Annotated in this window: 13 protein-coding genes; 9 read left to right on the top strand and 4 right to left on the bottom strand. The window is 67.6% G+C overall.

Annotation, left to right across the window (positions count from 1 at the left end; translation table 11 throughout):
- Positions 1-4 precede the first annotated feature (4 nt).
- On the top strand, positions 5-943 hold the full coding sequence (gene ftsY / locus MKI84_RS13745; RefSeq protein WP_241620340.1) for a signal recognition particle-docking protein FtsY: 939 nt from the start codon (positions 5-7) through the stop codon (positions 941-943).
- 64 nt (positions 944-1,007) lie between these two features.
- Positions 1,008-1,595, top strand: a complete 588-nt coding sequence (locus tag MKI84_RS13740) for a septation protein A (RefSeq protein ID WP_241620338.1) — start codon at positions 1,008-1,010, stop codon at positions 1,593-1,595.
- A gap of 54 nt (positions 1,596-1,649) precedes the next feature.
- Here the strand turns inward: MKI84_RS13740 and MKI84_RS13735 are convergent, their stop codons facing one another.
- The gene (locus tag MKI84_RS13735) at positions 1,650-2,693 is read right to left on the bottom strand and encodes an aldo/keto reductase (protein WP_241620336.1); all 1,044 of its coding nucleotides are present in this window, start codon (positions 2,691-2,693) and stop codon (positions 1,650-1,652) included.
- Between the two features lie 97 nt (positions 2,694-2,790).
- Positions 2,791-3,387: an arylesterase gene (locus MKI84_RS13730; RefSeq protein ID WP_241620568.1), complete on the bottom strand. Its 597-nt coding sequence runs from the start codon at positions 3,385-3,387 to the stop codon at positions 2,791-2,793.
- A gap of 157 nt (positions 3,388-3,544) precedes the next feature.
- On the opposite strand from MKI84_RS13730, the gene MKI84_RS13725 reads away from it, so the two are divergent.
- The 3 genes from MKI84_RS13725 to MKI84_RS13715 all read left to right on the top strand — a co-directional run bounded on the left by MKI84_RS13725 (position 3,545) and on the right by MKI84_RS13715 (position 7,797).
- A complete protein-coding gene (locus MKI84_RS13725; RefSeq protein ID WP_241620334.1) occupies positions 3,545-4,267 on the top strand; it encodes an ABC transporter ATP-binding protein in 723 nt (240 codons plus the stop codon).
- A complete protein-coding gene (locus MKI84_RS13720) occupies positions 4,264-6,858 on the top strand; it encodes an ABC transporter permease (RefSeq protein WP_241620333.1) in 2,595 nt (864 codons plus the stop codon). The genes MKI84_RS13725 and MKI84_RS13720 overlap by 4 nt, the downstream gene beginning before the upstream one ends.
- A gap of 156 nt (positions 6,859-7,014) precedes the next feature.
- Positions 7,015-7,797: a Bax inhibitor-1/YccA family protein gene (locus MKI84_RS13715; RefSeq protein WP_241620331.1), complete on the top strand. Its 783-nt coding sequence runs from the start codon at positions 7,015-7,017 to the stop codon at positions 7,795-7,797.
- Between the two features lie 90 nt (positions 7,798-7,887).
- Here the strand turns inward: MKI84_RS13715 and MKI84_RS13710 are convergent, their stop codons facing one another.
- On the bottom strand, positions 7,888-8,154 hold the full coding sequence (locus MKI84_RS13710; RefSeq protein WP_241620329.1) for a hypothetical protein: 267 nt from the start codon (positions 8,152-8,154) through the stop codon (positions 7,888-7,890).
- A gap of 411 nt (positions 8,155-8,565) precedes the next feature.
- On the opposite strand from MKI84_RS13710, the gene MKI84_RS13705 reads away from it, so the two are divergent.
- The gene (locus MKI84_RS13705; RefSeq protein WP_241620327.1) at positions 8,566-10,389 is read left to right on the top strand and encodes a diguanylate cyclase domain-containing protein; all 1,824 of its coding nucleotides are present in this window, start codon (positions 8,566-8,568) and stop codon (positions 10,387-10,389) included.
- Between the two features lie 30 nt (positions 10,390-10,419).
- On the opposite strand, the gene MKI84_RS13700 is transcribed toward MKI84_RS13705, so the two are convergent.
- A complete protein-coding gene (locus MKI84_RS13700; RefSeq protein ID WP_241620325.1) occupies positions 10,420-11,121 on the bottom strand; it encodes a winged helix-turn-helix transcriptional regulator in 702 nt (233 codons plus the stop codon).
- 61 nt (positions 11,122-11,182) lie between these two features.
- On the opposite strand from MKI84_RS13700, the gene MKI84_RS13695 reads away from it, so the two are divergent.
- From MKI84_RS13695 to MKI84_RS13685, 3 genes are all read left to right on the top strand, one after another.
- A complete protein-coding gene (locus MKI84_RS13695) occupies positions 11,183-11,605 on the top strand; it encodes a VOC family protein (protein ID WP_241620324.1) in 423 nt (140 codons plus the stop codon).
- Positions 11,606-11,780: 175 nt separating this feature from the next.
- Positions 11,781-12,137, top strand: a complete 357-nt coding sequence (locus MKI84_RS13690; RefSeq protein WP_241620322.1) for a DUF1428 domain-containing protein — start codon at positions 11,781-11,783, stop codon at positions 12,135-12,137.
- Between the two features lie 61 nt (positions 12,138-12,198).
- On the top strand, positions 12,199-12,672 hold the full coding sequence (locus MKI84_RS13685) for a VOC family protein (RefSeq protein ID WP_241620321.1): 474 nt from the start codon (positions 12,199-12,201) through the stop codon (positions 12,670-12,672).
- Positions 12,673-12,731: the final 59 nt, after the last annotated feature.

Below are 12,731 nucleotides of genomic sequence, written 5' to 3'. Positions count from 1 at the left end.
CCTGATGAACGACACTTCGCCCAAGCCCGGTTTCTGGAAGCGCCTCACCAAGGGCCTCACGCGCACCGCGTCGGGCCTGTCCACCGGCATCACCGACCTGTTCACCAAGCGCAAGCTTGATGCGGCGACGCTGGAGGACCTCGAAGACATCCTGATCCGCGCCGATCTCGGCGTCGAGACCAGCGCTCGCATCGCGCAGGCGGTCGGCAAGGGGCGCTATGACAAGACCATCGAGCCCGGCGAAGTGCGCAGCCTCGTCGCAAGCGAGATCGAGGCGGTGCTTGAACCAATCGCCCACCCGCTGGTGTTCGACCCGGAGGTGAAGCCCTTCGTGCTGCTGATGGTCGGCGTCAACGGCTCGGGCAAGACCACCACCATCGGCAAGCTCGCCTCCACGCTGCGCGCGCAGGGCAAGAAGGTGGTGCTGGCCGCCGGTGACACTTTTCGCGCAGCCGCGATCGAGCAGCTGAAAGTCTGGGCCGACCGCACGGGAGCGGCCATCGTCTCGCGCGAGCCGGGCGCGGATGCCGCCGGCGTCGCCTTTGACGGCCTCGCCAAGGCCCGCGCGGACGGGGCCGACGTTCTCATCGTCGACACCGCCGGCCGCTTGCAGAACCGCGCCGAACTGATGGCGGAGCTGGAGAAGGTGGTCCGCGTCCTCAAGAAGCAGGACGCCGCCGCCCCGCATGCCGTGGTGCTGGTGCTCGACGCCACGGTCGGCCAGAACGCTCTGTCCCAGGTCGAGGCGTTCCGGCGCGTGGCCGGCGTCACCGGCCTTGTCATGACCAAGCTGGACGGCACGGCGCGCGGGGGCATTCTGGTATCGATCGCGGCGAAATACGGCCTGCCGGTGCATCTGATCGGCGTCGGCGAGGGCATTGACGACCTCGAACCCTTCGAAGCACGGCAATTTGCGCGCGCCATTGTCGGGCTCGACGAATAGCGCCTTGCTCTCGGCACGTTTCCGCCCTTCCCTACGAGACGCCTCCTCACACGCCGGACCCATGATGACCGAACCCCACGCCACCCTGCGCACCATGCACCCGCTGATGAAGTTCGCGCTGGAGCTCGGGCCGCTGGTGGTGTTCTTCATCGCCAATGGCCGCGCCGGCATCTATGTCGCCACGGCCGCCTTCATGGTGGCGACGCTGGTGGCGCTGGCGGCGATGTGGATCATCGCGCGCAAGATCGCGGTGATGCCGCTGGTCTCGGCCGGCGTGGTGCTGGTGTTCGGCACGCTGACGCTGTGGCTGCAGGACGACCATTTCATCAAGATGAAACCGACCATGGTGAACGGCCTGTTCGCTCTGGCGCTGCTGGGCGGCCTGTATTTCAAGAAGCCGCTGCTGCCCTATGTGCTCGGCGACGTGTTCACGCTGACCGAGGAAGGCTGGCGCCGCCTGACCATACGCTGGGGCGTGTTCTTCCTCGCCATGGCGGTGCTGAACGAGATCGTCTGGCGCTCGGTCTCCACCGACACCTGGGTCACGTTCAAGACCTTCGGCTATCTGCCGCTCACCCTGGTTTTCGCCATGGCGCAGGTGCCGCTGATGACCCGCCATGCGGCGGAAGCCGCGCCCAAGGCCGGGGAATAGCCGCGCGATCCCCGGGCCAGGCCCGGGGATGAGTTTTGCATCGGCCTCGCCGCCTCAGGGCGCCGGATTGCCGCGAAGCTGGTGCACGGCGTCGATCTTCGCCTCCAGTTCCGCCGTGATCTTCACGTCCTGCGCGGCGATGTCGGTCTTGAGCTGCTCCATCGTCGTCGCGCCGAGAATGACCGAGGCCATGAACGGGCGCGACAGCGCGAAGGCCAGCGACATCTGCGAAATGTCGAGCCCGGCCTCGCGGGCGATCGCCATATAGTCGTCGATCGCCGCTTCCGCGCCCGGCAGTTCATAGCGCTGGCCGCGATTGAACAGCGTGGAACGCGCCCCGGCCGGGCGGGCGCCGCGCTGGTACTTGCCGGTGAGATAGCCCTGCGCCAGCGCGGAATAGGCCAGCAGCCCAACATCCTCGCGCAGGCTGACCTCTGCCATGTTGGTCTCGTAGGTGCGGTTCAACAGGCTGTAGGCGTTCTGCACCGAGGCGACGCGCGGCAGGCCGCGGGTCTCCGATTCGAACAGGAAGCGCATCGTGCCCCAGCTGCTCTCGTTGGAGAGACCGATATGGCGCACCTTGCCCGCCTTCACGATCTCGCCGAACGCCTCCAGCGTCTCGCCGATGGGGGTTTCCTCGCCGGGCATCGACTGCCAGCGCGTCGGGTTGGATCCCCACACGATGGGGCGCCCGGGCCAATGGAGCTGGTAGAGGTCGATATAGTCGGTCTGCAGCCGCTTCAGGCTGTTGTCGACCGCCTCGAAAATCTGCGCGCGGGTAGGACGGGCCGGGGCGCCGTGACTGCGGAACCACGTCATTTCCGACAGGCCGCACACCTTGGTGGCGAGGATGACCTTGTCGCGATTGCCGCGCGCCTTCATCCAGGTGCCGATGATGCGCTCGGTGGAGCCGGCGGTCTCGGGCCTGGGCGGGATCGAGTAGAGCTCGGCGGTGTCGAGGAAGTTGATGCCCTGATCGAGCGCGTAATCGAGCTGCTCGTGACCCTCGGCCTCAGTGTTCTGCTGGCCGAAGGTCATGGTGCCAAGGCATAGCGCACTGACCTCAAGGCCGGTGCGGCCCAGCGGACGATATTCCATGGGTGATGTTCTCGGGATTCATGCGGTGGGAAGGTGGCGCAAGACTAGCCCCCGCCACGCCGCCTCGGCAAGTTGCCGCTGCGACACCGCCCGCACCTCAGCCCGGCGGCCTCAGCGTCGCGATGAAGGCCTCCACCGCCGGCAGGATGTTGGCGACGATGATCTTCACCCCCTCCGGCGTCGGGTGGATGCCGTCGCGCTGGTTGAGCGCCACCTGACCGGCCACGCCGTCGAGGAAGAACGGATAGAGCGGCACGCCGTATTTCTCGGCCAGCCGGGCATAGATCGGATCGAAGCGCTCCTGATACGCCTTGCCGAGATTGGGCGGGGCGCGCATGCCGGCGATCATCACCGGGATGCCGCGCTCCTTCAGCCGCGCCAGAATTTTGTCGAGCGAGGCCTCGGCGATGGCCGGGTCGAGGCCGCGCAGCGCGTCATTGGCGCCGAGCTCAACGATCACGCCCTGCGTGCCGTCGGGGATCGACCAGTCGAGCCGGGACAGGCCCGCGCTGGTGGTGTCGCCGGAGACGCCGGCATTCTCGATCACGACATCGTGTCCCCTGGCCTTCAGCGCGGCCTGAAGCTGCACCGGGAAGGCATCCGTCGCGGCGAGCCCGTAGCCCGCCGTCAGGCTGTCGCCGAAGGCCACGAGGCGCAGCGGCTCGGCGGCGGCGAGTGTGCCATGCGCCATCATCAGCACGCCCGCCAGCAGGGCGAGCGCCCCCGGCCGGGCCGGCTTGCCCTTTCGTGAAGAGTGCGCCGCACCATATCGTGTCACACTCGCTTCACGAATTTCCGCACCAGCGCGGGCGAAGCCCCACGCCCAGACGCTGAACAACCAATTGGACGACATGCACTCCAGCTCCGTTTCCGCCACCGGCCCCGCCATACGACTCGACAAGGTCGAACTCTCGCTCGGATCGGGCGCCGCGCGTGTTCACATTCTCAAGGGCGTGTCGCTCACTATAGCCAAGGGCGAGGCGGTTGGCCTCGTCGGCCCGTCCGGTTCCGGCAAATCGAGCCTGCTGATGGTGCTCGCCGGGCTGGAGCGCGCCGATGCCGGCACGGTGAACGTCGCGGGCGAGGAGCTCACCCGCCTCGGCGAGGACGCGCTCGCGCGGTTCCGGGGGCGCAATGTCGGCATTGTCTTCCAGGCCTTCCATCTCATCCCGACCATGACCGCGCTGGAAAACGTCGCGGTGCCGCTGGAGCTTGCCGGCCGGGCGGACGCCTTCGCGCGCGCGGCGGCGGAACTCACCGCCGTCGGGCTCGGCCACAGGCTCGACCATTACCCGACCCAGCTTTCCGGCGGTGAGCAGCAGCGCGTCGCGGTGGCGCGGGCGCTGGCGCCGGAGCCGTCCATTCTGGTCGCCGACGAGCCGACCGGAAATCTCGACGAGAGCACCGGGCAGCAGATCATGGAGTTGCTGTTCGCCGCACAGGCCCGGCGCGGGGCGACGCTGGTGATCGTTACCCACGATCCCGGCCTCGCGCGGCGCTGCGACCGCACGGTGCGGCTGCGCTCCGGCCATATCGAGACGGGAGATACCACGCCGGCCGAGGTGCCGGCATGACGCTCGCTGTGTCCGATTCTGCCGCGGCCGGTTCCGCGCGCGAACGCCTTCGCCCGCGCCTGTCGCTCGCCTTCCGCTTCGCGCTGCGCGAACTGCGTGGCGGCGTGCGCGGCTTCGGCGTGTTCCTCGCCTGCCTCGCGCTCGGCGTCGCGGCGATTGCCGGCGTAGGCTCGTTCTCCCGCGCGCTCACCGATGGTTTCGCCCGCGAGGGCACATCGCTGCTCGGCGGCGATGCCGCCTTCACGCTGGTGCAGCGGGAGGCGAGCCCGGACGAACTCACCCTCATCAAGGCCGGCGGCCGGGTCTCGACCATCGCCACGCTGCGCGCCATGGCCCGCGCGGGTTCGGGCGACACGCTGCAATCGACGCTCACCGAGGCCAAGGCGGTCGACGGCGCCTATCCGCTCGCCGGCGGTGTCGAGATCGAACCGGCGCAGCCGCTGCCGCAGGCGCTGGCGGCGAAGGACGGGGTGTTCGGCGCGGTCGCCGACCCGGTTCTGGCGGAACGGCTCGGCATCAAGCCGGGCGACGAATTCCAGTTCGGAGAGATCCGGCTCCGGCTCGCCGGAACGCTGGTGCGCGAATCCGATTCGCTCGCCACCGGCATCGGCTTCGGCCCGCGCCTCATGGTTTCGCTCGACGCGCTGCGCGCTTCCGCCCTGCTGCAGCCCGGCAGTCTGGTACGCTGGACCTACCGCGTGAAGCTCGACGACCCGTCCACCCTCACGACCTTCGTCGACACCGTGCAGAACGGCGCCCCGCAGGCCGGCTTCGAGGTACGCACCCGCGACGCGGCCGCGCCCCGGCTGGAACAGAATGTGCGGCGCTTCACCGAGTATCTCACCCTCGTCGGGCTCACCGCCCTGCTGGTCGGCGGCGTTGGCGTCGCCAATGCGGTGAAGAGCCATCTCGACGCCAAGCGCGCGGTGATTGCGACCTATAAATCCCTCGGCGCGCCGGGCGGCACGGTGTTCGCGATCTATCTGGTGGAGGTCGGCCTGATCGCCGCCATCGGCATCGCCATCGGGCTCGCGGTCGGCGCCGCCCTGCCCTATGCCGCCAATGCCGCCTTCGGTTATCTGCTGCCCGTGCCGATCGACCCGAGCGTGCAGCCGGCGGCGCTGGCGCTCGCCATCGGATATGGCGCGCTGATCGCGCTCGCCTTTGCGCTGTGGCCGCTGGGTCTTGCCCATGACGTGCCGGTTTCCGCGCTGTTCCGCGAGCATGTAGAAGGCCCCGCGCGCCGGCCGCGCCGGAGCTATATCGTGCTCACCGCACTCACCATCGCCGCTCTGGCGGGGCTCGCCATCGCCGCGTCGGAAGAGCGACGGATCGCGGTCTATTACCTCGTCGCCTCCGCCAGCGTGCTGATCACGCTGCGTCTGGTCGGGCTCGGCATCATGGCGATCGCCCGCCGCCTGCCCCGCCCGCGCTCGACAGCCTTGCGGCTTGCGATCGGCAATATCCATCGCCCCTCGGCGCTCACCCATACCATCGTGCTCTCGCTCGGGCTCGGGCTGACCCTGCTGGTCACGCTCGCGCTGATCGACCGCAGCCTGACGCGCGAACTCACCGCCAACCTGCCGGCACAGGCGCCGAGCTTCTTCTTCCTCGACATCCAGAGCAGCGAGGCCCCACAGTTCGCGAGCTATCTGAAGGCAAAGGCCCCCGAGGGCATGGTGGAGACCGTGCCGATGCTGCGCGGGCGACTGATCACGCTGGGCGACCGGCCCGCCGACCAGATCACTCCGCCGCCGGAATTTGCCTGGGTGCTCTCCTCCGACCGCGGCATCACCTATGACGCGGCCGTGCCCGAAGGCTCGCGGCTGACCGCCGGCGAGTGGTGGCCGGCGGACTATAGCGGCCCGCCGCTGGTCTCCTTCGAGCGCGAAATCGCCGACGCATTCGGGCTGACGATCGGCGATCCGGTCACGGTGAATGTGCTCGGCCGCTCGATCACGGCGAAGATCGCCAATCTGCGCGAAGTGGAATGGGAGCGCCTCGCCATCAATTTCGTGATGGTGTTCTCGCCGAACACCTTCGCCGGCGCGCCGCACACCTCTATCGCGACCCTGACCATGCCCGGCGGCGGCGAGGCGGCGGCGGAGCGGGCGATCGGCCGCGCGGTGGCGGCCGACTTTCCCGCTGTCACCACGGTGCGGGTGAAGGAGGCGTTGACCGAGATCGGCGCCATCGTCGCCAATCTGGTGACCGCGATACGGGGCGCGAGCCTCGTCACCCTGCTGTCCAGCGTGCTGGTGCTGGCAGGGGCGCTGGCGGCGGGGCAGCACCACCGGGTCTATGACGCGGTGATCCTCAAGACGCTCGGCGCCACCCGCGCCCGCCTCGTCGGCGCCTATGCGCTGGAATATGCCGCGCTCGGCCTCGTCACCGCGCTGGTGGCGGTGGCGGCCGGCACGCTCGCCTCCTATGTGGTGGTGACACAGGTGATGAAGGCGCATTTCGCCTGGTCGACCGGCACCGCCTTCGGCGCGGCGGCGGTGGCTCTGGCGCTGACCGTCGGTTTCGGGCTGCTCGGCACATGGCGGGCGCTCGGCCAGAAGCCGGCGCGGATCCTGCGGAACTTGTAGGGACGCACGCCCCCCTCCCGCAACGGCAATTCTGTCGCAAACTTCACTTGCGGTGGAACAGGGGGTTCCTCATATTCCGTGGTATGTTTCGGCGCGGCAGCCGGGCCCATGCGGGCCGGCCGGACGCCAGGACTTTTGGGAAGAGGATCCGACACGATGTCCGAATTTGATCGCAACGTTTCCGTGCCGCACCTTGGCAGCACGGCGGCGCGGACGCAGGCCGCGATCGACCAGGGCCTGCGCTCCTACATGCTGCGCGTCTACAACTACATGACGCTCGGCCTCGCCATCACCGGCGCCGCCGCGCTGGGCGTGTTCATGCTTGCGGTGTCCGACACCCCGACCGCCTACCAGATCGCCGCCAATGTCTACCTCACCGACTTCGGCTACACGCTGTTCGTCAGCCCGCTGAAGTGGGTGGTGATGTTCGCCCCGCTCGCCGCGGTGTTCTTCCTGAGCTTCCGCGTCGACCGCATGAGCGTCGCCGCCGCGCAGGGCGTGTTCTGGCTCTATGCCGCGCTGGTCGGCGTGTCGCTGGCGACGATCTTCCTGATCTATACCCATGACAGCATCGTGCGCGTGTTCTTCATCACCGCCGCGACCTTCGGCGCGCTGAGCCTCTACGGCTACACCACGCCGCGCAGCCTGTCGGGCATGGGCTCGTTCCTGTTCATGGGTCTGATCGGCATCATCATCGCGAGCCTGGTGAACATCTTCCTCGGCTCGTCCATGCTGCAGTTCGTGATCTCGGTGGTGGGCGTGCTGGTGTTCGCCGGCCTCACCGCCTACGACACGCAGCGCATCAAGGAGATGTACTTCGCGGGCGACGACGACGTGGTGGCCGGCCGCAAGGCGATCATGGGCGCGCTGACGCTCTATCTCGACTTCATCAACCTGTTCATCATGATGCTCCAGCTGTTCGGCAACCGGAACAACTGAGCCGCCGGCTCGCGAGAGCCTCGCACCTATCGAAAGCCCCGGCGCGAGCCGGGGCTTTTTCATTTCCGGCGTATGGACGCCCCTCCCCCGCTAGTAGCGCAGGTTCTCCTCCAGCCAGTAGTTCACCTCGCGAAACCCCATCCCGCGATAAGGCTTCTTCAGCATCGAGACATACAGGCTGTCGCCGTCGCTGGTGAACGGGCGGAGCCGGAAGAACAGCGCCTCGTCGGTCTCCGCCGTGGAAACCGCGAAGCTGGTCGGCGTGAACTGGGTCCACGATGTCTGCTTGATCGCCTCGATCAGATTCTCGGCATTCCCGGAGTCACGCAGATCGAACGTGACGAGAAACACAGGCATGAAACGTCCCCCGCAAGAAAAACTTTCATTCGCAATGAGCCAACGCTCCGACAGATGCACGCATCATTCCACCATGGCGACGCGGCGCACAGCGTAGCCGGTGCCGCAGGAGATGATCACGACGCGGGCAGACGATGCGCTCATTGCGTGCACCCCGGCCGACCGACCCGCGGCGGCGAGCCGCGGTGCCCCCTGCCGTTCCGGCGCATGACGTTAGTGCGGGGCGCGCGGCGGGGGTGTTGCCGGCGTCGCGCCACCATAGGGGAGCAATGGAACAGGAATTGCTTGTAGTTGCATGATCAGGCCGAGAGGCCGCGAACAATGACGAGGTACTGCCTCGTCATTGTCTTCTGCGCCCGGCCGATCATCGACACGGACTCTTCGGTCCGTTTCATCGCAGGCTTGAAACCAATGCTGACGGCTCAGCCATCGACACGTCTTCTGCAGGCCTTCATCTTCGCGATCGCCTTCGCGGTCGTCCTGTTCGTCTGGCTCCGCTTCGGTCGCGCCTTCGGCATTTCTTCCGCGATCTGGCCGGCCAATGTCGTCAGTCTCGGCGCACTGGTCCTGCTCCGTCGCCAGGACTTTCTGCCTGAGGTGATCGGCGTTGCACTGGCGGGCATACTTGTCCACCTGCTGCTCGGCGACGCCACTGCCTATGCGCTGGCCTGCGGTATCTCCAAGAGCATCACCTTCGCGCTGGTCGGCGGCGGCCTGTCCTGGTGCGGCATAACCCGCGACGCCCCGATAGGCCCCGATGTCATCGGGCGCCTGACACTGGTCGCCCTGCTTGGGCCGGTGCCCGGTGCGCTGCTCGGAGGCTGGCTCACCCTCGCGCCGGATCACGGCCTCGTCGCCACAGGTCTCCGCTGGTGGATGCCGGAAGTGGTGGCGATCGCGCTGTTCCTGCCGCCCTTCCTGTTCTGGCGCACCGACGCGCCGCTCTGGCCCGCGCGGTCCGATGCAGACCGCACGCGGCCGTTCCGGCCCCGGCTGGAAGAGATGATCGCGGCGGCGCTGGCGCTCGCCACCATCGGTTCGCTTGCCGTCGCCATGCGGCATTATGTGATCCTGGAACTCAGCGCGGTGGCGCTGCTCTGGTTCGCCTTCCGCTTTGGCATGTTCGCCACCGCCGCCGCGGTCTCCGGTTTCGCCATCGGCATGCTGGCCCTCGGAGTGGCGGGTCACTTTCCCTTCGAGCCGAGGGGCAACGAGGTCGCGTCGCTGCTGGAACTGCAGGGGTCGCTGGCCGTCACCACCCTGCCCGCGCTGCTGATAGCCGCCATCCGCGCGCGCAGCGAGCGCGAGCGCCGCGACCTGCTCGCCAATGAACGTCGGCTCGCCTATGCGCTGGACGGCGCCAATGACGGGCTTTGGGACTGGCACATGCCGTCGGGCAACCTGTTCTTCAGCCCCCGCAGCTTCCGCATTCTCGGCCACTGGTCGGGTGGGTTCACCCCGACGGTCGGCATGGTCCGCCATTGGGTGCACCCGCAGGACATCGCCCCGCTGATGCGCGGTTTCCGTGACCATGTGGAAGGGCGCGAGGATTACTTCAACGGTGAGTTCCGCTGCCGGCGCCGCGATGGCAGCTGGGTCTGGCTCGCCAATCGCGGACGGATCGTCGAGCGCGACCTGCTCGGCGAACCGGTGCGCATGGTCGGCACGCTTAGCGACATTTCCGAGCGCAAGCGGCTTGAGGACGACCTGCACCACCTCGCCACGCATGACGCCCTGACCGGCCTGCCCAACCGTGCACTCTTCGCGCAGAAATTCGAGGCGGGGCTGAAGCGGCTGACCCGGCAGCGCGCCCATCTGGCGGTGCTGCTGGTCGACCTCGACAATTTCAAGACCATCAACGACACGCTCGGCCATGCCGCCGGCGACGCGCTGCTGCGTCATCTCGCGCGGCTCATGCAAGGCGAACTGCGCGACGGCGATGTCGCCGCCCGCATCGGCGGCGACGAGTTCGCCGTGCTGTGCTCCGGCCAGTCCGAGGCCGAGTTCCAGGCGCTGGCGGAGCGGCTCTGCCGCGGGCTCGCCGGCGTGGTGGATGAACGGGGCTCGGCGCTGCCTTACAGCGTGTCCATCGGCATCGCCATGACCAATGACGACCGGACCTCTCAGGACGAACTGACCGCCGCTGCCGATACGGCGCTCTATGACGCCAAGCATGCCGGGCGCGACACCTGGCGTTTCTTCGTGCCGGATGCGCCCTCCCGCATCCGCGCCTGAGGCCGCCCGCTTCAGCCGCTGACGCCCTGCTCAGCCCGGCAGCACGGCCTTGGGCGGCAGCGGGAACAGGCGGATGAAACGCTCTGCCAATGCCCGGTCGCCCTCCAGCTTCAGCACGCCGGCCGCCTCCAGAGCGGCGATCGGCTGCCCGCCATAGATCGCGGCGGCGATCATCCGCGCCTCGCCGGTCAGGACGAAATCGGGATGCTCGACCGTGCCGCGCTCAGTCGTCAGTTCGCCCCCGGCGAGGCGGACCCGGAAGGTCTCCTTGCCAGTACGGAACTCGGCATCCACCGCAAGGGCGCCGGCCAGCGCGGGGCTGATCATGGTGCGCATCGACATCATCAGCGACACCGAGCCGAATGGCAGGGTCGGATCATGCGAGGGCGAGCGCGCCGCCCAGCGCCCCATGGCCTGGAAGATCGGCTCGCTCTCATAGCCCCAGGGCGTGAGTTCATAGACCTGCGCGGAAGCCGGCGGCGGCAGCTTGCGACGAACCAGAACGCCCGCCGCCTCAAGGCTCTCCAGCCTCTGGGTCAGCACATTGGCGCTGATGCCCGGCAGATCGGCCTTCAAATCGGTGAAACGTTTGGGGCCGAGCATGAGTTCTCTCATCACCAGCAGCGCCCAGCGCTCGCCGAACAGGTCGAGCGCGTGGGCGGCAGCGCAGGCATCTTCGTAATAGCGCCTGGCCGAGCCTTCTGCCTTTTTAGTTATTTTTTTTAACTGCATGGTTGTTTTTTCTAACTATAGCCGTTATCGGTGTCAATGACGAACGACAGGAGCCGCCCTCATGCCCAAGATGATCTTCGTCAATCTGCCCGTGGCCGACCTGCCTCGCTCCATCGCGTTCTACGAGGCGATCGGGACCGTGAACAATCCCCAGTTCACCGACGATACCGCCGCATGCATGGTGCTCTCGGAGACTATCTACGTGATGCTGCTCACGCATCCGAAGTTCGCCCAGTTCACGCCGAAGCCGATCGCCGACGCCCATGCCGGCTCGCAGGTGCTGCTTGCCCTCTCGCAGGAAAGCCGGGACGCGGTCGATGAGATGATGGCCAAGGCCGGCGAGGCCGGCGGCACGGTCGATATCGCCCCGGTGCAGGAACACGGCTTCATGTATGGGCGCAGTTTCGGCGACCTGGACGGGCACATCTGGGAAATCTTCTGGATGGACCCGGCGGCCGCCGGCGGCGAACCACCGGGCAGCTGAGCGCACCGAGTGCGGGAGCCCGCGACACCGCCACGGTCCATCATTGGGACGAGGAGGCGCGCCAGCCGAATGAGGCCATGGGCTTCACCACCGGCGGGACCGCCGCGATGGGTTCGCTCGCCGAACTCGCCGAGGACTAAACCGGCCTCAGGCCGACAACAGGAGGAGACGCCAGATGAGCTATGTCGATGGTTTCGTGATCGCGGTGCCGACCGCCAACAAGGACGCCTATCGCGAGATGGCCGAGAAGGCCGCGCCGATCTTCTTCGATTACGGCGCCCTTCATGTCGCCGAGAACTGGGGCGACGACGTGCCGGAGGGCAAGGTGACCGATTTCCGCAGGGCGGTGAAGGCGACGCCGGAGGAGACGGTGGTGTTCTCCTGGGTTCTCTGGCCGTCCAAAGAGGTGCGCGACACCGGCATGAAGAAGTTCATGGAGGACCCCCGCCTCAAGGAGATGACCGAGATGCCGTTCGACGGCAAGCGCATGATCTTCGGCGGCTTCGCCCCGCTGGTCGATCTGCGCAAGTAAGCCCTTGTCGAGGACCGCGCCGCTGGCGGCGGCGCGGTCACCACGTGATGGAGCCCGCGCCATGCAACCGATCACACCCTGCCTCTGGTTCGACGGCAAGGCGGAGGAAGCCGCGCGCTTCTACGTCTCGCTGCTGCCGAATTCCCGCATCGACACCGTGACCCCCTATGTCGTGGAGACGCCCGGCGGCAAGCCCGGCGAGACCATGATGGTCGAATTCACGCTGAACGGCGCGCCCTATCTCGCGCTGAATGGCGGACCGCATTTCAGCTTCACCCCGGCGCTGTCGCTGATCATCGTCTGCGACAGCCAGGACGAGATCGACCGGCTATGGGCCGCGCTCGGCGAGGGCGGCCGCGAGATACAGTGCGGCTGGATCACCGATCGCTACGGCCTGAGCTGGCAGGTCACGCCGCGCGCGCTGCTGGAGTGGAACAAGGACCCGGACACGGCCAAGGCGCAACGCGTGATGACGGCGATGATGGGCATGGTCAAGCTCGACATCGCCGCCCTGCAAGCCGCTTATAATGGCTGATCCCTGACCGGCGACGGGGTGCCGAGCGCGCCCCTACGCCCTATAGTTCTTTTCGGAGC

The sequence above is a fragment of the Ancylobacter gelatini genome, from assembly GCF_022601675.1.
Taxonomy (GTDB): Bacteria; Pseudomonadota; Alphaproteobacteria; order Rhizobiales; family Xanthobacteraceae; genus Ancylobacter; species Ancylobacter gelatini.
The sequence above is the reverse complement of the archived record's forward strand: the minus strand, read 5'-3'. Positions and strand labels throughout refer to the sequence as shown.

Coding starts and splice junctions, on each gene's coding strand:
- MKI84_RS13690 (WP_241620322.1), top strand. CDS start 11,781: ATGAGCTATGTCGATGGTTTCGTGATCGCGGTGCCGACCGCCAACAAG.
- MKI84_RS13725 (WP_241620334.1), top strand. CDS start 3,545: ATGCACTCCAGCTCCGTTTCCGCCACCGGCCCCGCCATACGACTCGAC.
- MKI84_RS13695 (WP_241620324.1), top strand. CDS start 11,183: ATGCCCAAGATGATCTTCGTCAATCTGCCCGTGGCCGACCTGCCTCGC.
- MKI84_RS13720 (WP_241620333.1), top strand. CDS start 4,264: ATGACGCTCGCTGTGTCCGATTCTGCCGCGGCCGGTTCCGCGCGCGAA.
- MKI84_RS13705 (WP_241620327.1), top strand. CDS start 8,566: ATGCTGACGGCTCAGCCATCGACACGTCTTCTGCAGGCCTTCATCTTC.
- MKI84_RS13710 (WP_241620329.1), bottom strand. CDS start 8,154: ATGCCTGTGTTTCTCGTCACGTTCGATCTGCGTGACTCCGGGAATGCC.
- MKI84_RS13715 (WP_241620331.1), top strand. CDS start 7,015: ATGTCCGAATTTGATCGCAACGTTTCCGTGCCGCACCTTGGCAGCACG.
- ftsY (WP_241620340.1), top strand. CDS start 5: ATGAACGACACTTCGCCCAAGCCCGGTTTCTGGAAGCGCCTCACCAAG.
- MKI84_RS13740 (WP_241620338.1), top strand. CDS start 1,008: ATGACCGAACCCCACGCCACCCTGCGCACCATGCACCCGCTGATGAAG.
- MKI84_RS13735 (WP_241620336.1), bottom strand. CDS start 2,693: ATGGAATATCGTCCGCTGGGCCGCACCGGCCTTGAGGTCAGTGCGCTA.
- MKI84_RS13685 (WP_241620321.1), top strand. CDS start 12,199: ATGCAACCGATCACACCCTGCCTCTGGTTCGACGGCAAGGCGGAGGAA.
- MKI84_RS13700 (WP_241620325.1), bottom strand. CDS start 11,121: ATGCAGTTAAAAAAAATAACTAAAAAGGCAGAAGGCTCGGCCAGGCGC.
- MKI84_RS13730 (WP_241620568.1), bottom strand. CDS start 3,387: ATGATGGCGCATGGCACACTCGCCGCCGCCGAGCCGCTGCGCCTCGTG.